We start from the raw sequence: 20,086 nt of genomic DNA, 5'->3' as shown, positions 1-20,086 counted from the left end.
ATTAACGATTTTTGATTGCAGATTTTTGTGATAACAAATAAGAGCTTGTCTTTTTTTTAGATTTTTACCCATCTGAAATCAAAAATCGTTAATCGAAAATCAGCAATCATTTTAAAATCTCTTCCATTTCCTGTTGCATCTTCAAGGCTTCTTCCCTGGCTTTTTCGGCAAAATCAGTTCCGTTGGAGGCATAAATAATTGCTCTTGAAGAATTGATCAACAATCCCACATTGGCATTCATTCCGTATTTGCAAACTTCCGAAAGGCTTCCTCCTTGTGCGCCAACACCGGGAACAAGCAAGAAACTGTCGGGAACAATTTGGCGGATTTCAGTGAAATATTCGGCTTTGGTGGCACCAACCACATACATCAGGTTTTCGGAATTTTTCCAATTTTTGGAGGTTTCCAAAACTTGTTTGTACAATTCCTTTCCGTCAACATTCAAGGTCTGGAAATCAAATGCGCCTTCATTGGAAGTCAAGGCCAACATAATGGTGTACTTGTTTTCGAAAGCCAAAAAAGGTTCCACCGAATCTTTTCCCATATAAGGTGCTACGGTCACGCTGTCAAAATTCAAATCTTCGAAAAAAGCCTTGGCATACATCGACGAAGTGTTGCCAATATCGCCTCGCTTGGCATCGGCAATCGTGAAGATTTCAGGATGGTTTTCGTTGATATAATTGATGGTTTTTTGCAAGGAAATCCAGCCTTTTATGCCATAAGCTTCGTAAAAAGCCGTGTTGGGTTTATAGGAAACGGCCAAATCGTGCGTGGCATCGATTATGGCTTTGTTGAATTCGAAAATCGGGTCTTCGAGTTCCAGTAAATGTTGCGGAATTTTATTCAAATCAACATCCAGTCCCACGCAAAGGAATGATTTCTTGATTTTGATTTGGTCAATAAGTTGTTGTGTAGTCATTTCTATTATTTAAGCGCTTCAATTTATGAAAATTGTTTCTCTTCTTGGGCGGTTTGCAAAAATAAAAAAAGCCATTCAATTAAGAACGGCTTTTTATGGATTAAAACTAAAATTATAATTTCCCTTCGTAAATTGTTCCTACGTGTATGATTTCGGTTCTTCTATTTTGGGCTCTTCCACTGGCCGTTTTGTTGCTGCCAACAGGTTTTGATTCTCCAAAACCTCTATAGGTTAGATTGTCCGGATTCACTCCTTTGGCAACCAAGGCATCCACTACTGCTTTTGCTCTTGCCTCGGAAAGTTTTTGGTTGGATTTGGCATCTCCAACATCATCCGTATGTCCTTCGACAGAAAATTTGGCATTGGGATAATTTTTCAAAATTTCTTTGATGGCTTCCAATCTGCCGTTGGTTTCCCCTTTGTCGGCTGTAGCCAAAACCGCTTTTCCTGTTACAAAAAACACGGCTCTTGCTTGCACTTTAAGTTCTTTCAACACCTCTTGGGTTACTTCGGGACAACCTTTGTTGCTTGCCGGTCCCGGAACAGTTGGGCAATCGTCTTCTTTATCGGTTACACCATCTTTGTCTGCGTCACGGTCTGGACAACCTGCATTGACAACCAATCCTTTTTCGGTTGGACATTTGTCGTCTTTGTCCAAAACGCCGTCTCCATCCGTATCTGGCCAAGGACAACCTTTGTTTTCTATAGGCCCTGCAACTGAAGGACAACCATCCACGTTATCCAAAACGCCATCCTTGTCGGCATCACCCCACGGACATCCGTTATTTTCTAACGGTCCAGCCACTGAAGGACATTTGTCGTCTTTGTCCACAACCGAATCTTTGTCGGTATCTGGCCAAGGACAACCTTTGTTTTCAACAGGTCCCGCTTCCGTTGGACAAGAATCTTCTTTGTCCAAGACACCATCCTCGTCGGTATCCTTGAATTTCTTTTCATATACTGGAATTTTAATCCCAAAATACACGTCTGCCGCTTTGGATTGCTTGGAAAATACGTTGGTAATAATGGAGCTCGACCCCACAAAAAGTGGTCCAAAACGCAATCCGGTTCCTACTTGGGTTCCGCTGTATTCCATGTAATTTATGGGAAGCGTGAAGGTAAACCATCGGGTTTCATAACGAGGTGTCAAAATCCAGGTATTGGCCGAACTCATTTGGTTCAGGGCTGATTTGTCCACTAAACTAAGGTTTCCATTCAGGTTCAAATAGAATTTCTTGTACATGTTCCAATCGGCGTCAATGTGCAATGCTGTTGGCAAATTAACATTTTGGTCTTCAAAACTCGTGGTTGATTTCGTGTAAAGCGCCAAGAATTCTTCAATGTCGTCGGCCGAGTCAATTTGGGCTTGGGTCAGCGTTCGGTTAAAATTATAAACTTCTTCTTTCACGTTTTTGTATTTTATCGAACCCACATCCGTAACAGACAAACCAAAACGTAATTTGTATTTATTCAAGTCCCTGAAATTATTGTCGGTGGCTTTGGCTTTGCTCAAATCATACGACTCATAATCCGGTCTCCATTCATATATCAATCCAAAATCAGCTCCATATCCTTTTGAATTGGGATCAAATTTCACGTCTTCGTCGCCCGTGATAAAATCCTGGCTGCTGCCTATGGTAAGTCCCCCGGTGGTAGCTAAAGTACTGGTTAAAGGGTTATTGGTTTTATTGAAATTGGCGGTCATGTTAGTCCCTTGTGCATACGAATTGACGCCGCCAACCAAATATTTGGCAGTCAAACCTCCTTTTAGAAAATGCTGTTTGCTTTGCCATAAAACGGCTCCATAGGAAACTCCTGCTTCACCCCAAGTATGCCCAACCGCATTGGGATCACCCACAAGAATATTAAAACCTGCCGCCTCGTCAATACCGTCTTTCAATTGATTGTACAATTCTCCATTTACATTATTCAAATTCACGATGGCTCTCGCTCGGGTATAAAGGGCAAGTGAATGTTTGGGAGCGATGTTGAACATAAACGAAGGTCCCATCACGTCAGAATACATGATTCCTCCATTATTTCTCAATGGCGTTCTAACACCATCTGTATTGGCATCATAAGAGCTTTTTGACAAATCAAACAAACTCAGACCGTAAAAATCATTGTTTAACGAACTACTGGTAGAAAACAAATTGATGTCGGTTTTGAAACGGGAATCCACGATGGAAGCTGGATTAAACAGCGTCCCTTGAACACCGGCATAATTATCTGAAAAATAGCCCATGTAAGATTGCGCATTCGAGGCTAGGGCTGAAAACAGGACGGTTAAAAATAGTATTCTTTGTTTCATGCAAATGGGTTTAAATTAATAAAATAAAAGTAGGTTTAGTTGTAATTTCATTTAGGGCTAAAATAACATAAAAAAAACACTTAACCTGCTTTCGATTAAGTGTTTTGTTTATCTATTTTTTAAATAATTGTTAAAAAACTTCGCTGGCTTCCTTCAGTTTCTCCATATTGTTGACCAATTGCAATTCGTCGACAATTTTCTGGATGTCGCCATTCATGATGTTTCCCAAATCGTATAAAGTCAATCCCACTCTATGATCCGTCACGCGGCCTTGGGCATAATTGTAGGTTCTAATCTTGGCCGAACGGTCACCCGAACTTACTTGCGAAGTACGTTTGGTGGCATCTTGTTCTTGTTTTTTAGCCAATTCTTGTTCGTACAAACGAGAACGCAAAACCGTCAAGGCCTTGTCTTTATTCTTGTGTTGCGATTTCTGGTCTTGACATTGTGCCACCAATCCGGTTGGAATGTGCGTCAAACGAACCGCCGATTTGGTCGTGTTTACCGATTGTCCACCAGGGCCTGACGAACAGAAGAAATCCACGCGAACATCGTTCATGTCAATTTGTACGTCAAATTCCTCCGCTTCCGGAAGCACCATAACGGTTGCTGCCGAGGTATGGACACGTCCTTGGGTTTCCGTTTGCGGCACACGTTGCACGCGGTGAACACCTGCTTCGAATTTCAAGGTTCCATAAACATCTTCGCCCGTAACTTCAAAAATCACCTCTTTGAATCCACCCGAAGTTCCTTCGTTCATGTCGACAACCGAAGTTCTCCAACCCCTGTTTTCGCAATATTTGGTGTACATGCGGAACAAATCGCCGGCAAAAATACTGGCTTCGTCCCCACCCGTTCCGGCACGAATTTCGACCATCACGTTTTTGGCATCTTCTGGATCTTTCGGAATCAACATAAACTTGATTTCTTCCTCCAATTCCGGCAATCTTTCCTTGGCTTCCTCGAGTTGCATCTTGGCCATTTCGGTCATGTCGGCATCCGAGTTGTCCGCAATTATTTCGTTCGCTTCGTCGATATTCGCCATCAAAATGACATATTCATCACGCTTTTCGGCCAAAGCTTTTAAATTCTTATACTCTTGATTCAACTGTACATAACGCTTCTGGTCGCTGATCACGTCGGGCTGGATAATCAAGTCCGAAATCTCGTCGAAACGCTGTTTTACTATTTGAAGTCTGTCTAACATATTCTTGTTCCTTTATTTGGAGTGCAAAAATACAAAAAAGTATTGCAGTTTGCAAGGTTCACTTTTTGCTGTTTCCAAACAAACGAGACAATGTGATTATGCTAATCCTTTTATCCGTCTCTTCGAGTGATTTTGAATAGTAATGCGTCAGCTTTACTATTCAAAATTGTATCGAGAAGCCTTTAATAACTAATATTCCCTCTAAAAACTAAAAAAAATATCCTTTTACGGTTTTCCGTAAAATCACTAAATTAAAAGGGGTTACTTTTGAAAAAGATATAAAAATTAATAGAAATTAATCAGTATTTTCGGTATAAGTTATATATTTGAGGAAATCAAAATACGAAACAAAATTTCGTCTAGATGTAGTTAAGTGATTTTTAAAAAGAAAAATTTTCATACATTAGCAGAATCAGAAAAAATAAAATGGAAAATCCAATTATAGAACATAAATTTTCAATTAGCCCAGTTATACAAGGGGAACATAGATTTTATACATTAACAATGCCATCAGATGTTTTGTCAAAAACATGTTTTGTATCTACACGAGATACAAATCCAGTTGACGGTTTTCAAAGATTACTAGATAAAGATAGAGCAACAAAAATAGCAGAATATATAGATAATGGTTTGGGTACAATACCAACTGCTATAATTTTATCAGCACAACCCGAAGCAGAATTTGAAATAACAGGTGGAGGTAAAACTATAAAATTCAAAGAAAATCCTAAAAGTTTTTTAATATTAGATGGACAACATAGAGTTTACGGTTTTTCACTGGCAAAAACATCTGTAAGGGTTCCTGTAGTAATTTATAATGGTCTTTCCAGAAGAGACGAAACAAGAATTTTTATTGACATCAATACAAGTCAAAAACCAGTTCCAAATGAATTATTGTTTGATATTAAAAATCTTGCTGAATATGAAAATAATTCAGAGTTGCTATTAAGAGAAATTTTTGATCTATTCCATGAAGAAACAGACAGTTTTTTGATTGGACTAACAAGTCCAGCCCAAAAATCAAGAACAAAAATTTCTAGAGTAACTTTTAATTCAGCATTTGCAACTATTGTCAAAAATTTTGGAGATAAAGAATCAGAAGAAATTTATGAGATTTGCAATGCTTATATAGGTTCTTTTTATAATGGTTTAAAAAAGATGGGGATAGAAAATTCAATTACAAATTCTACAGTTTTTAGATCTGTAATCTCAATTTTCCCTCATGTTGCACAACGTACAAAGGATAAGTATTCTAACTATCGAATTGATTCATTTAACGAAATATTAAGCCCTCTTTTTTCAAAAATTAAACCTAGTAAAATTTCCAAACCTGGATTAAGTTATAAAGATTTATCAATTTATTTGATAGAATGCTTAAAAACTGATTTTGTTTTATAGATGTATATAGAAGATATTTTTAGAACATATTGGGCTCACGGGCTAAATAATATTGTAATAAATAATTCCAATACATTTAATGATTGGATAAAAGAAGGAAAAGATTATCAAATACGTAGTCAAGTTAAGGAGGACGAATTCTTTCTTGATTTAAATGATAGAAATTTATTTTTAAATCCAATATCAAAAGATTGTAATCGCTTTTGTACTGCTGCATTAGAAAGTATTATAAAAATTGATAATTTAGAAATATTGCCAAAATCCATAAGCTGGCAATTAATTAAACAATATTATTCAGCTTTCTATTCTGCCCACCTTATATTGCGTTTTTTAGGCTTTTCATTATCTCAATTTGATAGTGAAGGAATTAACAAAATAAAAAAAATAGCAGATTTATATGGAAATCTAAATGGTGTTAATATACAAGGTGGATATTATTTAGTTGATTATTCCGATAATTCAAAATCAGTAAATTGTAAAAAAATAAAGATCAAAGAGGATGGTGGTTCATATGTGGCTCTTTGGAAAATTTTTGGAGAGAAAATCAAATTTATCAGCATAGACAGTTTAATTAAAAGCAATTCATCTGAAATACAATCCATTACAAAACAATTAGACAATTTGATTAACAATTTAGAATATGTTGGATCGTCTAATTATAGTTGGCTATCAAGAATTAGAAATGAACTAAATTATAAACATTTACATGGTGGTTGGCATCCATATTCATTAAATAAAAATGATTTAGATTATATCATTAGAAATCTTGGTGCTTGGAAAGGAGATATTAGCAAAATTGAATTGGAAAACTTGACCGGAAAAGAAATAATAAGGTTTTCAAATACTTGTCAATTTATAATAGGATTATCTAAAAAAATTAGTGAAGATATGTCAAAAAGATGTTCTTTAGGTAACTCCTTTTTAAATTCAGGTTATTCAAAAATAATAAACATTGCGTAACAAATAACCAACTCTCAGAGGTCTTCCATAAAAAACAACGTTCTTAAAAGTCAGGATTGCCCGATCATGCGGATATCCATAATCGCTAGCCCGACCGCTCGGATATACACAATCGCTAGCCTCCGATCACTCGGATATCCACAATCGTTAGCGCAGAATTGCATTCTGTGCCCACAAACGAGGGCAACAGATATGTATATACAAACACACATACATTATGAAACTAAAATTCGGCTTTTTTTTATCTTAACCATTTCACTTTGCTTTTACAATTGTTAGAGTACACATCCAAAAACTGCAACATTGGCAACAATGGGACAGCCGGAGTTGGCAGACAATGGAAAAACGATTGCCCGCTTAAAAAAAGCATATCATTGCGAAAGCATCAATTATGAAAATTGGGACAACAAAAAAGAAACCGACTCTTGTTTGACTGTTTGCTTAACAAACAGCACTAAAGTTCCATCAATGACAAATCCTGACAGCCGAGAACTAACAGAAATCGCTGCATCGATAAAAAAATCATTGGCAAAACCACAAAATTATAAACCCGATCGCTCGGATATCCACTATCGCTAGCGCAGAATTGCATTCTGTGCCCACAAACGAGGGCAACAAGCCCTGATCGCGCAGATATCTCTTTTACAGCGTTAGCGCAGAATTGCATTCTGTGCCCACAAACGAGGGCAACAGATATGTATATACAAACACACATACATTATGAAACTAAAATTCGGCTTTTTTTTATCTTAACCATTTCACTTTGCTTTTACAATTGTTCGAGTACACATCCAAAAACTGCAGCATTGGCAACAATGGGACAACCGGCGTTTGCAGACAATGGAAAAACGATTGCCCGCTTAAAAAAAGCATATCATTGCGAAAGCATCAATTATGAAAATTGGGACAACAAAAAAGAAACCGACTCTTGTTTGACTGTTTGCTTAACAAACAGCACTAAAGTTCCATCAATGACAAATCCTGACAGCCGAGAACTAACAGAAATCGCTGCATCGATAAAAAAATCATTGGCAAAACCACAAAATTATAAATCCTATTATATCATTTTTGTCAAAAAAGACAAGTTTAATGGAGAAGAAACTAAAGTTCATTCTCTAGGACAAGAAATAAGAAGCAAAGATTTATAACCTATATATCAAGTCCCACTCAAAGCCTACTCAAAGCCCACTCAAAGCCATAGATTAGCCTAGTTTGTGGTACCCTAAAAAAACATCATTCACTTTGAGGAGACAAAACAATTACATCTTGAAAAACTTTGTGTCTTTGCGTCTTTGCGGCAAAACAACTCATTCGAGACTAATACACAAACCCAAACAGCCAAACTGGAATTATGGCCCCATACCCTATTTTTATCATAGCTGCAGCAACATAGGAATCGGGAATAGCGACAATTTGTTTTCTGCTTTTGTTTTTGCCTTCTATCTCGAATGGTACTTTTCATTGAATTGTTAAATACAAACAACATTTTTGGGTGCTTTTTGTTGTTTTAAAACAACATTTTTAGCTATCCAAAAAATCACCTCAAATGAAACAAATTGTATAGCTAAAGCAGGATTTATTTAATAACCTGTATAGTTATTTCAGGACGGCACACAGAACGGGACAAGGACGCGGCACAAGTATGGATCAAGTATGGATAGTATATGGATAGTGTATGGCTGTGGTACCCTAAAAAAAAGCTAAAAATGTTGTTAATTCACTTTGACGGGACAAAACATCTCCCGTTCATAACTCCTGAAGATTTCATTTCGATACCAATTTCAAAATTCCTAATTTGCGGCTTCAAATAGAGAAGCAAAAAATGAAGGTCTGTATTGCCGAAAAACCAAGTGTAGCTCGCGAAATCGCATCCGTTTTGGGAGCCAACACCAAGCACGATGGCTATTTTGAAGGCAATGGCTATCAGGTAACTTACACCTTTGGGCATTTATGCACCTTGAAAGAACCCAACGACTACAAACCCCATTGGAAAAGTTGGGACCTGAACAACCTGCCAATGCTTCCCGAAAAATTCGAAACCAAGGTCGTCGAGAATTCGGGAATCCAGAAGCAATTCAAAATCATAAAAAGCCTGTTCGACAAAGCCGACTTGGTCATCAACTGCGGGGATGCCGGACAAGAAGGAGAACTCATCCAGCGCTGGGTGATGAACGAAGCCCAATACAAAGGCGAGGTACAACGCTTGTGGATTTCGTCCCTGACCACCGAAGCCATCAAGGAGGGTTTCGAAAACCTGAAACCATCTGCCAACTACGATAATTTATTCTACGCCGGATTTTCAAGAGCCATTGGAGACTGGTTGTTGGGTATGAATGCCACCCGTTTGTACACCGTAAAACACGGCGGCTACAAACAAGTGTTGTCCATCGGACGGGTGCAAACCCCAACCTTGGCAATGGTCGTGGATCGCTTCAAGGAAATCGAAAACTTTAAACCCCAACCCTATTGGGAGTTGCAAACTTTGTACCGAGAAACCCTTTTCAGCTATGAAGAAGGACGCTTCTTGAAAAAGGAAGACGGCGAACTTTTGGCCAACAAAGTCAAGGAAAGCGAGTTCGAAATTGTTTCCGTCGAAAAGAAGAACGGCAATGAATACGCCCCAAAACTGTTTGATTTAACGGGCTTGCAAGTCTATTGCAATACCAAATTTGGGTTCACGGCAGACGAAACACTCAAGATTGTCCAAACGTTGTACGAACAGAAAGTAGTCACCTACCCTAGAGTAGACACCACTTTCTTACCGAACGACATCTATCCAAAAGTACCGGGCATTCTGCAAAAGTTGACCAATTACGCTGCCTTGACGCAACCACTTTTGGAAAAAAAGATCAAGAAATCGCCCAAGGTTTTCAACGACAAGAAAGTAACCGATCACCACGCCATTATTCCAACCGGGATACAAAGCAATTTGCAATACAACCAGCAGCAAGTGTATGACATTATTGCACGCCGTTTTATTGCCGTGTTTTATGACGATTGTTTGGTGGCCAATACCACCGTAATCGGAAAAGCAGCCGAAGTACTATTCAAAACCACCGGAAAAGAAATCTTGAAGAAAGGTTTTAGAGTAGTCTTTGAAGATCCGAATGCCAAAGAAAAAGAAGCTGATATCTTGCCAAGCTTTGTAGTTGGCGAAAAAGGACCACACCAACCTTCGTTCTTGGAAAAGGAAACCAAACCGCCCAACCAGTTTACGGAAGCTACTTTACTGCGCGCGATGGAAACCGCAGGAAAACAAGTGGACGACGAAGATTTGAGGGAATTAATGAAAGAAAACGGCATTGGTCGTCCATCGACACGAGCGAATATTATTGAAACCCTTTTCAGACGCCAATACATCGTTCGAAACAAAAAACAGGTATTGCCAACACCAACAGGAATCCAGCTGATTGACACCATTCAAAATGAGTTGGTCAAATCGGCAGAATTGACGGGTTCCTGGGAAAAGCAGTTGAAAGACATCGAAAAAGGAACATTTACCGCTGGAGCATTCATCAAGAACATGAAACAAATGGTCGAAACTTTGGTCTATGAAGTCCGAAGCGAAACCCGACGTGCCAATATTTCGCATACCCAAAGCATTCAAAAACAAGAAGCCGTTGTCGAGAAAAAGAAAACAGCTGGAATTCTGGCAGAAGTCTGTCCGAAATGCAAAAAAGCAACGCTCATCAAGGGAAAATCTGCTTATGGTTGTGGCGATTACAAAGCCGGATGTCGTTTTGTTTTGCCCTACACTTTTGCCAATAAAAAAATATCCGAAAACCAATACTTGCGATTGCTCCAAAAAGGCTCGACCGTAAACCTAAAAGATTTCAAAACCGATGCAGGAACTGTCGAAGGTTTGCTTCGCTTTGACGAAAACTTCGAACTCAAATTAGAAGAAAAGAAAACCGTCGGAAAAACAACATCGGATACATTAGAATGTCCCAAATGCAAAAAAGGAACGGTTCTCAAAGGAAACACCGCCTATGGCTGCACCAACTATAAATCGGGCTGTGATTTCAAAGTGCCGTTTGAAGTGGTCAGGGCAAAACTAAAAGACCAGAAACCCACCAAGGAATTGGTTTATGCCATTTTGAAGGAAAGTTTTTCATAACTATCAAGACGAATTAGCACCAATTGCAATTGCTTTTTCATTACAACATTCCACTCCATTTGTCACGCTGGAAGCGTCTCAAGACAGGTGAGCAACATAATCGAGACGCTTTCAGCCTGACAAATAGCAAGAATAAAAAGTACTCAATTTTAATTTTTTGAACCACAAAACGACCATAATAAGTATCATACAAATTTAATCTGATCAAAAATTTGCATCTGATTTTTTATTTCTAAACTGATGTCCTAGTCTTGGGCGAATTGCAACTTTTTCCTTAATTTTGAAACATCATCAATCCAATCACTAATTTTATGAAAAAAACAATTCTAACATTCTTTATAATCTTGACTTTCGCTTCTTGCGGAAAATCTAAAGTAGTTTCCAAAATAGTGGGAATCGATTGGTTGTTGGGAAAATGGGAAAACAAATCGGACGATGGCCATTTAGTGGAAACTTGGACGAAAGCGAACGACAGTCTCTTTATTGGCGAAAGCTACTTTATAAAAGATAAAGACACCTTGCATTCCGAGAAAATTCAATTGAAACAAAAAGGAGAAAACCTTTTGTATGTATCGAGCATAAAAGGACAAAACAATGACAAACCCATTACTTTTATCCATAAACCCGAAATCGAGAAACAATTGTTTTTCGAAAATCCAAAAAATGATTACCCCAAAAAAATTGCATACAAACGAATTGCCAAAGATCGTTTAATCATGGAAATCTCTGGAATCCAACAAGGAAAACCCAGTTCCGATCGCTATTCGATGAAGAAAAGCAAGTAAAAAACCTCCCTCTTTCAACTCCATCAAGAATCCTGCTCCAAAAAAAGCAGGATTTATTATTCTTAAAACACTACAAATCAATGCTTAAAATATTATTTATAATTAATCTAAATAAATTTTGCCGGATTAAAAATGGTTTTTATATTTGTTGGAAACGAAACAAGAAAGAAAAAACAGCTTAAATCAAGCTAAATAAAAAACTAAAGTTTAAATCCATTTACTTTAAACCTTTTAATAACTTTTAAATCTAACGCACAAATATAAAAATCAGTGGCTCTTTTAGATGGGGAAAATTATAATAAACAAGTGGAAAAAAAACACTCTTTCAAAATTAAACAACAATTGAAATGGTAATATTACTTCTTAAATTTGCTCTATTGGATTCATTTCTAAACAACTGTCAATTACAAACACTCTTCCCCTATTTATAAAACTCTTACACATAAATTTATGAAAAAGAATCTTTTCATCTCTTTTGCCTTCGCCGCCACACTATTCGTTAGCGCGCAACAAAAAAATACTCTTTTGGAGCAGTCTTTTTGGAAAACTTCCCCAGATGTAACTGCAGTCCAAGCTGAAATAGCCAAAGGCAACAACCCGTCGGCATCGACCGCAAATGCTTTTGATGCGGTTGTAATGGCTATCAACAACGATGCGCGGGCAGCCACCATAAAATTCTTGCTGGAACAACCCGGAAATACAGTTACAAAATCCACTCACGACAATCGTATTTATCTTCACTGGGCTTCCAATAAAGGAAATGTCGAAATCGTGGAATACCTCATCGCCAAAGGTTCAGACATTAACTTGGAAGACAGCAAAGGAGAAACTCCCTTGACTTTTGCAGCCGTTAGCGGTCAAACCAACACGGCACTTTATGACGCTTTTTTCAAAGCTGGAACCGACCCAAAGAAAAAATACAAAGACGGTTTAAACCTGCTTCTTATGGCAATCCCTTCCGACAAAAACCTTGCTCTTTCAACCTATTTTGCCACAAAAGGAATGTCACTTAAAGACACGGACACCGACGGCAATACTGCTTTCAATTATGCCGCCAAATCAGGCAACACAACACTATTGAAATCGCTTTTGGAAAAAGGTGTGAAATATACCGACAATGCACTGATTTTTGCCGCACAAGGTTCTCGCAGAGACGCTACTTCTCTTGAAACCTACAAATACCTGGTCGAAGATTTAAAAATAAAACCAACAGCCACGAGCAAATCGGGTGAAACCGTGCTGCATTTGCTGGCAAGCAAACCCAACCAAACTGAAACTATCAACTACTTTTTGTCCAAAGGAGTAGATGCCAACAAAGCCGACAACGAAGGAAACACGCCTTTGATGATTGCTGCTTCGGCTAGAGATACAGCGGCATTGGAACTGTTGTTGCCAATAGTAAAAAACAACAATGCTCAAAACAACAAAGGCGAATCGGCATTGACGATGGCCATAAAATCAGGAACTCCCGAAGCGGCAACACTACTTTTGAATAAAGGAGCCGATGTAAAAGTGTTGGACAAAGACGGAAACAATTTAGGATTTTATTTGGTACAATCCTACCGTCCACAAATGATGGGAATGGGTCGTAATCCAGAATCCTCCAACGCACCAAAACAAGATCCTTTTGCTGCAAAAACAAAAATACTGCAAGACAAAGGCTTAAATTTGTCCGCTCCGCAAAAAGACGGAAATACATTGTATCATATCGCCGTCATCAAAAACGACATGACTATATTGAAGAAAATAGCCGATTTAAACATAGACATCAACGTCAAAAACAAAGATGGTTTAACTGCTTTGCACAAAGCCGCCATGATTTCCAAAGACGATGTTATCTTGAAATACCTGGTTTCCATTGGTGCCAAAAAAGAAATCAACACCGATTTTGACGAAAGTCCTTATGCCTTGGCAAAAGAAAATGAAACGCTAACCAAAAAGAACGTATCCATAGAATTTTTAAAATAAAATTATGAAGTCAATATTTAAAATAGCCTTTACAACCGCACTTATCTGTCTATTCTCTTTTCAAGCCTCGGCACAAACCAGCAAATACAAATGTATGCTCCAAATGTCGAACTATGTTGGCGAAGGCGCTTATGTGGTCGTTTCGCTGATCAATGCAAAAGGCGAATACGAAAAAACACTCTACGTGATGGGCGATGACAAAAAATGGTACAAAACCCTAAAAGAATGGAATAAATTTCATTCCAAAAAACAAGAAAATATAAGTGCCAAAACTGGAGCTTCGGTTACTGGTGGAGATCGCAGTATCACCACAATAGAAATTGAAGATTCAAAAATCAACAAAGGCTATAAATTGCGTTTTGAAACCTCAGTGGAAGATCAAAAATATTATGTGAATGATATTGAAATCCCGCTGACAACTGAAGGAATTGCCGCAAAAACCGAAGGAAAAGGCTATATTCGTTACGTAAGATTGAACAAAATTTAAAATTCAGCTTTTGCATTAAATAACATAAGTCATATAAGCTTTTACAAAACGTGAACTTATATGACTTATATGTTAAAATTTATTATCAATGACTCTTTCTTTTTGGCGTTACTCCCACTTGGCTTTGGCTGTTTTTTCTGCTGCATTTTTGATATTGGCATCCGTAACCGGGGTCATTCTCGCCGTTGATGCCATTCAAGAAAAAACACCAGGATTCCGAGTAGAAAATTTCGACACCATTACGCTTGGAGAAACCCTGCCGATTCTTCGCAAAACCTATCCCGAGATAACCGAATTGAGCGTGGATCACAACCAGTTTGTAACGCTGCAAGGAATCGACCAAGAAGACAATGATGTCAACGTTTATATTGACCCAAGAACCGGGAAAATACTGGGACAACCCATCAAAAAAAGCGAGTTTATCCAATGGACAACTGCACTCCATCGTTCCTTGTTTCTGAAAGAAACTGGGCGTTTTGTCGTGGGTTTTATTTCCTTTCTTTTGGTGCTGATTTCCATTTCGGGTTTCGCCCTGGTTTTGAATAGACAACGAAGTATTCGAAGTTTGTTTTCTAAAATTGTGAAAGAAAATTTCGCCCAATATTATCACGTTTTTCTGGGTAGATTATCGCTGATTCCGATTCTGGTACTTGCTCTTTCGGGAACTTATTTGACCTTGGAAAAATTCAACTTTTTCCTCGAAAAAACCGATTCTGAAGAAAAAATGGAAGTTGTAAAAACCACAATTTCAAAAAAAGAGGATTCTCCCATTTTAAAAAACACTCTTTTGGCTGATGTACAGAAAATTGAATTTCCGTTTTCAGATGATCCCGAAGAATATTATATTATTGCATTAAAAGACCGAAAAATCGAAGTCAATCAAATTACGGGTGCTTTGGTAAGTGAATCACCAACTCCAATGACAACCCAATTATCGGATTTGAGTTTGGATTTGCACACGGGTCGAACCAGTATTTTATGGGCAATAATTTTGGGAATTGCCAGTTTAAACATTCTATTTTTTATCTATTCCGGTTTCGCAATGACCTTGAAACGAAGATCGAGTCGCATCAAAAATAAATACAAAGCCGAGGAAAGCAAATTCATTTTGCTGGTAGGTTCCGAAAATGGAAGCACGCTTCGATTTGCCAATGCCATCCACAAACAATTGTTGGCTCACGGAGAAAAAGCATTCATTGCCGAATTGAATAATTATTCAATTTATCCAAAAGCGCAACACCTCATCATTTTCACTTCAACACACGGATTGGGTGATGCTCCTGCCAATGCAAGTAAATTCATTTCACTTATAAACAAAACAGAACAACGGCAAAAAATAAATGTTTCGGTGGTAGGTTTCGGTTCAAAATCCTATCCTGATTTTTGCGGTTTTGCCCTTGAAATATATGCTGAATTGGCCAAAAAAAATTGGGCAGAACGCTTGTTGGAATTACAAACCGTAAACGACAAATCGTCTGAAGAATTTGTGGAGTGGGCAAAATTATGGAGTGCCAAAACAGGAATTGCGCTTTCGACTACTCCATCCATATACAACGAGATTCCAAAAGGGTTGCAAAAGCTGAAAGTATTGGATAAAACAGCCGTTTCAGATACCGAACATACTTTTTTACTCAGCTTGCAGCCCAGTGTCAATACCAAATTTACTTCGGGCGATTTATTGGCGATTTATCCAGCAAACGACAATCGGGAGCGCCTCTACTCCACCGGGAATCACGATGGCAACATCCAACTGGTAGTAAAATTGCATCCTTCGGGTTTAGGTTCCAGTTATTTATATGGTGTTGAGAAAGGTTCAATCCTAAAAGCACGAATCATTAAAAATCCAGCTTTCCATTTCCCGAAAAGAGCTTCCAAAATTGCGCTTATTTCCAATGGAACGGGAATTGCTCCTTTTCTTGGAATGCTGGAACAAAACAAGAAAAAAACCGAAATTCATTTGTATTGTGGTTTTAGAACCAAAACCGAGACCGTTTCAGGCTATAAAAAATTTGCCGATGAAATGATCCAGAAACAGCAGCTTCAAAGTTTCCATTTGGCTTTATCCCGTGAAAAGAACCATTTTTACGTGATGGATTTAATCAAACGAGATGCCGGTTTTTTTATGGATTTATTATCCCAAGGAGGCGTTATAATGATTTGTGGTTCATTAGCAATGCAAAAAGACGTGGAATCAGTCCTTGATGAATTATGTCTTGCCAAAACTGCTAAAGGAATTGCAGATTACAAAGCCAAAGGACAAATACTAACGGATTGTTATTAGCAGTATTAAACAAATACTATGTCACTTAAACACCAATTTCTTTTTCTTTTTTTAATCATTTGCAGCTTATCCAACAGTCAAGTCTTGCGAAAAAAAACCACTTTGTTGATGGGCGGACGTTTTGACATCAGCATTTTAGCCAAAGATTCTTTATCCGCAGAACAAAACATTGATGAAGTTATTGCCGAAATCACAAGAATCGAAAACTTAATCTCCGACTGGAAACCAACTTCACAAGTTTCCCAAGTGAACCAAAATGCGGAAATCCGTCCCGTGAAAGTCGATCGGGAAGTTTTTGAATTGACCCAAAGAGCCATCCGATTTTCAGAGATTACCAATGGAGGTTTTGACATCAGTTTTGCGGCGATGGACCGAATCTGGAAATTCGACGGCTCGATGACCGAAATGCCTTCGGCGGAAGCCATCAAAAAATCGGTGGAAAAAGTGGGCTATAAAAACATTATTTTAGATAGCATAAACTCAACTATTTTTCTAAAATTAAAAGGAATGAAAATTGGTTTTGGCGCTTTGGGCGAAGGTTATGCCACCGACAAATGCCGAAAAATGATGTTGACCAAAGGCATCCAAGCCGGAATTATAAACGGCTCGGGCGATATGAGCACATGGGGCAAACAGCCCAACGGAAAACCATGGAATATCGGCATCACGAATCCTTTTAATACCGAGAAGTTGATAACAATTGTTCCAATAAATAATGGAGCCGTAACCACTTCGGGAAGCTATGAAAAATTTGTGGTTTTCGACGGTAAACGCTATTCGCACATCATCAATCCGGCGACGGGTTATCCGGCAACAGGATTGTGTAGCGTAACCGTTTTTGGACCAAATGCAGAAACGGCAAACGGATTGAGCACTTCGATGATGGTTTTAGGAAAAATGGCAGGCTTAGTTTTACTAAACAAATTCCCCGATTACAGTTGCCTGATGATTACCGACGACGGGAAAGTAGTCAAATCAAAAAACTTCAAGACCAAGAAATTTAAGGGACAACTTTAATTACGGTAGCTTTAAATTGTCAAAGGCGAACTTGATATTTGAGGTTTTCGTCAATTACCCTTTAAACATCCATCACAATTTAGTTTTCAGAACTCGATTGATATTAAAAATCTTGCTTTAAAAGCAGGATTTTTTTTACCCTAAAACACTAATAACCAAACCTTAAAAAAATGTTAATAAATATTATTCATAATTAGTCTAAATAAACTTTGCAGAACCAAAAATGGTTTTTATATTTGCATCGTTGTTTTTAATCAATCTAAATAAACACAAATGAAAAATATTTTACTACCTACCTTAACCTTATTATATTGCCTAAATGGTTTTGCTCAAGAAACCGCAAGTTCAGTCGAAAAATTAGATAATATCGAGGGATTCTATTCCGATTCAGATACCATCAAAAGTAAAAAAAGAGAAGTTCTTAAAGAAGTTGTCGTAACTGGAAACAAGCAGCCAAAACCCGTTACCGCTTTGCGCTCCGGTTTGAAACCAATGGATGTTCCACAAAGCGTACAAGTAATCAACGGCGAGGTAATAGAACAACAACAAGCCATCCGTTTGAGTGAAGTTTTGAAAAACGCCAACGGTGTTTATGTGGGTTCTGCACGTGGTGGAGCACAGGAATCTTTCTACTCTAGAGGTTACGATATGTCTGCCAACAACATGTTTAAAAACGGTTTCCGCTACAACGCAGGTTCTATTCCTGATGTTGCCGGTTTAGACAAAGTGGAATTTCTCAAAGGTGGTTCCGCTTTATTATATGGAAACGTTGCACCGGGAGGAATTCTGAATTTGGTTACCAAAACTCCTTCTTTCAAAAGTGGCGGAGAGGTAACAATGCAAGCTGGAAGTTATGCTTACTACAAACCGTCGATTGATTTTTACGGTCCGTTAAACAAACATATTGCCTATAGAATCAATGCTTCTTATGAAAATTCAGAAAGTTTCAGGGACGTGGTAAAAAACGAACGTCTTTATGTTAACCCATCCTTGCTTTTTAACGTGAGTGACAAAACGCAAATCACCCTCCAAGGAGACTATTTGAGCGCCGATTGGACACCTGATTTTGGAACTGGAGTCATCGGAAAAGAAATTGTGGACGGACCACGAAACAGCTATTATGGTGCGCTTTGGTCGAATGGAGAAACCAAATCCGCAAGTGCCTCAGCCTTGATAAACCACGATTTCAACAAAAACTGGAAATTAAACTTCAATTCTTCTTTTCAATCTTATGATAGAGAATCAAAAGGTACTGAACGCATGCAGATTTCACCAACAGCCGTACCTTACGGGACTTGGAACAGACCATTGGGACAAAATAAAAACCTCGAACAAATATTGGGAGACCAAATAAGCTTGCAAGGAACCTTCAATACAGGAAGCATTAAACACCAATTATTCACGGGGGCCGATTGGGAAAATTCATTTGCAACAGCTTACACTTATGTGTTTACTCCAGCAAATTATGACACTGTAAATATTTTCACGTTTGACCCTACAACCCAAAGAACGGATGAACCAAATGCAAAAAATACTCGAATTGTATATACCGACACCAACCGTTTTGGATTTTATGCACAGGATTTGATTTCCTTCACGGATAAAATCAAGCTTTTGGCTGGATTGCGTTGGTCTTGGCAGGAATCGCAAACAGAAACCCACGATTTAACCAAAAGCCCAAAAACGATTACCGAAAGTGCCAAAAAATTAGACAATGCCTTCTCTCCAAAAGTAGGATTGGTTTACCAACCAACGAGAGATATGTCAGTATTTGCAAGCTACTCGAACTCGTTCACGCCAAACACCGGAACAACGGTTGATTTGCAACCCATTAAACCTTCTATCATTGACCAATACGAACTAGGTATCAAAAAAGATTTCTGGAAAGGTATTTTGAGCACAAACGTTACCGTTTACCAAATCACCAACAGTAATTTAGCCCAAACCGCCGAATTCAAGGCAGATGGTTCAAACAACACAGACACCAATATTAAAACATTAAGCGGAGAAACGAAAAGTAAAGGCGTTGAAGTGGATGTTACCGCAAGACCAATCAATGGTTTAAGCATCATTGCCGGTTATAGCTACAACGATATGCGTTACTCTAAAACATCGGGATTGAACGGCAGTTTCATTGAAGGAGATCGATTGGTAAGAACGCCGGCAAACACAGCCAATTTAAGCTTTTTCTACACCTTGCAATCAGGAGCATTAAAGGGAATCTCTTTAGGAGCCATCGGAAATTATATTGGTGATCGTCTTGGTGGTTGGAATGACCAAATCGTGGTTAATCCAACAACAGGTGCAGTTACAATCAACGATAGAGACATCCCAATGGAAGGCTACACAACCATTGATGTATCTGCTGGTTATACTTGGAAAAAAATCTCCATCTTGTGCAAGTTGTCAAACATTACCAATGAGTTGAATTATACGGCACACGAAAACTATAGTATCAATCCAATTGCGCCACGTCAGGTTTTGACCAGTTTGAAATACAAATTCTAATTAAAATTTTAGTTTAATTTTTCCAAGAACTTTTTCTGCCACTTTCATTTATTTGAAAAGCAGAAAAGGTTTTTGGTTTTAACACTAAAAAATCCCAATACCGAAATATTCAGCATTGGGATTTTCTA

14 protein-coding genes are annotated in these 20,086 nt (G+C 38.2%); 11 read left to right on the top strand and 3 right to left on the bottom strand.

Annotated elements, in window-relative coordinates:
- Positions 1 to 106 precede the first annotated feature (106 nt).
- From pyrF to prfA, 3 genes are all read right to left on the bottom strand, one after another.
- Entirely contained in the window at positions 107 to 919 is an 813-nt protein-coding gene (pyrF, locus tag OZP13_RS02240; RefSeq protein ID WP_269242096.1) for an orotidine-5'-phosphate decarboxylase, read from the bottom strand.
- A gap of 112 nt (positions 920 to 1,031) precedes the next feature.
- Positions 1,032 to 3,230, bottom strand: a complete 2,199-nt coding sequence (locus tag OZP13_RS02235; protein ID WP_281298494.1) for a DUF5723 family protein — start codon at positions 3,228 to 3,230, stop codon at positions 1,032 to 1,034.
- A 130-nt stretch (positions 3,231 to 3,360) separates the two neighbouring features.
- Positions 3,361 to 4,437 carry a peptide chain release factor 1 gene (gene prfA / locus OZP13_RS02230; protein WP_281298493.1) on the bottom strand — a complete coding sequence of 359 codons (1,077 nt, stop codon included), beginning with the start codon at positions 4,435 to 4,437 and terminating at the stop codon, positions 3,361 to 3,363.
- 426 nt (positions 4,438 to 4,863) lie between these two features.
- Between prfA and OZP13_RS02225 the strand changes: the two genes are divergently transcribed.
- The 11 genes from OZP13_RS02225 to OZP13_RS02175 all read left to right on the top strand — a co-directional run bounded on the left by OZP13_RS02225 (position 4,864) and on the right by OZP13_RS02175 (position 19,958).
- Positions 4,864 to 5,835: a DGQHR domain-containing protein gene (locus OZP13_RS02225; RefSeq protein ID WP_281298492.1), complete on the top strand. Its 972-nt coding sequence runs from the start codon at positions 4,864 to 4,866 to the stop codon at positions 5,833 to 5,835.
- A complete protein-coding gene (locus OZP13_RS02220) occupies positions 5,836 to 6,795 on the top strand; it encodes a hypothetical protein (RefSeq protein ID WP_281298491.1) in 960 nt (319 codons plus the stop codon).
- Positions 6,796 to 7,098: 303 nt separating this feature from the next.
- Entirely contained in the window at positions 7,099 to 7,374 is a 276-nt protein-coding gene (locus OZP13_RS02215; protein WP_269242088.1) for a hypothetical protein, read from the top strand.
- Between the two features lie 227 nt (positions 7,375 to 7,601).
- Positions 7,602 to 7,943 (top strand): hypothetical protein, encoded by a 342-nt coding sequence (locus OZP13_RS02210; protein WP_269242087.1) that lies wholly within the window; start codon positions 7,602 to 7,604, stop codon positions 7,941 to 7,943.
- 674 nt (positions 7,944 to 8,617) lie between these two features.
- Complete coding sequence (locus tag OZP13_RS02205) at positions 8,618 to 10,912, top strand: type IA DNA topoisomerase (protein ID WP_281298490.1); 2,295 nt, start codon at positions 8,618 to 8,620, stop codon at positions 10,910 to 10,912.
- A gap of 311 nt (positions 10,913 to 11,223) precedes the next feature.
- The gene (locus tag OZP13_RS02200) at positions 11,224 to 11,697 is read left to right on the top strand and encodes a DUF6265 family protein (protein WP_269242086.1); all 474 of its coding nucleotides are present in this window, start codon (positions 11,224 to 11,226) and stop codon (positions 11,695 to 11,697) included.
- 450 nt (positions 11,698 to 12,147) lie between these two features.
- A complete protein-coding gene (locus OZP13_RS02195) occupies positions 12,148 to 13,665 on the top strand; it encodes an ankyrin repeat domain-containing protein (protein WP_269242085.1) in 1,518 nt (505 codons plus the stop codon).
- Between the two features lie 4 nt (positions 13,666 to 13,669).
- A complete protein-coding gene (locus tag OZP13_RS02190) occupies positions 13,670 to 14,152 on the top strand; it encodes a DUF2271 domain-containing protein (protein WP_269242084.1) in 483 nt (160 codons plus the stop codon).
- Between the two features lie 88 nt (positions 14,153 to 14,240).
- Entirely contained in the window at positions 14,241 to 16,433 is a 2,193-nt protein-coding gene (locus tag OZP13_RS02185) for a PepSY domain-containing protein (protein WP_281298489.1), read from the top strand.
- An 18-nt stretch (positions 16,434 to 16,451) separates the two neighbouring features.
- Positions 16,452 to 17,450, top strand: coding sequence for an FAD:protein FMN transferase (locus OZP13_RS02180; protein WP_281298488.1), 999 nt, complete (start codon positions 16,452 to 16,454; stop codon positions 17,448 to 17,450).
- Positions 17,451 to 17,723: 273 nt separating this feature from the next.
- Complete coding sequence (locus OZP13_RS02175; RefSeq protein WP_281298487.1) at positions 17,724 to 19,958, top strand: TonB-dependent siderophore receptor; 2,235 nt, start codon at positions 17,724 to 17,726, stop codon at positions 19,956 to 19,958.
- The last annotated feature ends 128 nt before the right edge of the window (positions 19,959 to 20,086 follow it).

The organism is Flavobacterium limnophilum (assembly GCF_027111315.2).
GTDB lineage: Bacteria > Bacteroidota > Bacteroidia > Flavobacteriales > Flavobacteriaceae > Flavobacterium > Flavobacterium limnophilum.
Note: the sequence above shows the minus strand (reverse complement) of the source record. Positions and strands in the feature narration are given on the sequence as shown.

What these genes read in the sequence shown, in the direction of transcription:
- OZP13_RS02225 (WP_281298492.1), top strand. Translation starts at nt 4,864, where the DNA reads ATGGAAAATCCAATTATAGAACATAAATTTTCAATTAGCCCAGTTATA.
- OZP13_RS02235 (WP_281298494.1), bottom strand. Translation starts at nt 3,230, where the DNA reads ATGAAACAAAGAATACTATTTTTAACCGTCCTGTTTTCAGCCCTAGCC.
- OZP13_RS02190 (WP_269242084.1), top strand. Translation starts at nt 13,670, where the DNA reads ATGAAGTCAATATTTAAAATAGCCTTTACAACCGCACTTATCTGTCTA.
- OZP13_RS02205 (WP_281298490.1), top strand. Translation starts at nt 8,618, where the DNA reads ATGAAGGTCTGTATTGCCGAAAAACCAAGTGTAGCTCGCGAAATCGCA.
- OZP13_RS02220 (WP_281298491.1), top strand. Translation starts at nt 5,836, where the DNA reads ATGTATATAGAAGATATTTTTAGAACATATTGGGCTCACGGGCTAAAT.
- OZP13_RS02195 (WP_269242085.1), top strand. Translation starts at nt 12,148, where the DNA reads ATGAAAAAGAATCTTTTCATCTCTTTTGCCTTCGCCGCCACACTATTC.
- OZP13_RS02200 (WP_269242086.1), top strand. Translation starts at nt 11,224, where the DNA reads ATGAAAAAAACAATTCTAACATTCTTTATAATCTTGACTTTCGCTTCT.
- pyrF (WP_269242096.1), bottom strand. Translation starts at nt 919, where the DNA reads ATGACTACACAACAACTTATTGACCAAATCAAAATCAAGAAATCATTC.
- OZP13_RS02185 (WP_281298489.1), top strand. Translation starts at nt 14,241, where the DNA reads ATGACTCTTTCTTTTTGGCGTTACTCCCACTTGGCTTTGGCTGTTTTT.
- OZP13_RS02175 (WP_281298487.1), top strand. Translation starts at nt 17,724, where the DNA reads ATGAAAAATATTTTACTACCTACCTTAACCTTATTATATTGCCTAAAT.
- OZP13_RS02180 (WP_281298488.1), top strand. Translation starts at nt 16,452, where the DNA reads ATGTCACTTAAACACCAATTTCTTTTTCTTTTTTTAATCATTTGCAGC.
- prfA (WP_281298493.1), bottom strand. Translation starts at nt 4,437, where the DNA reads ATGTTAGACAGACTTCAAATAGTAAAACAGCGTTTCGACGAGATTTCG.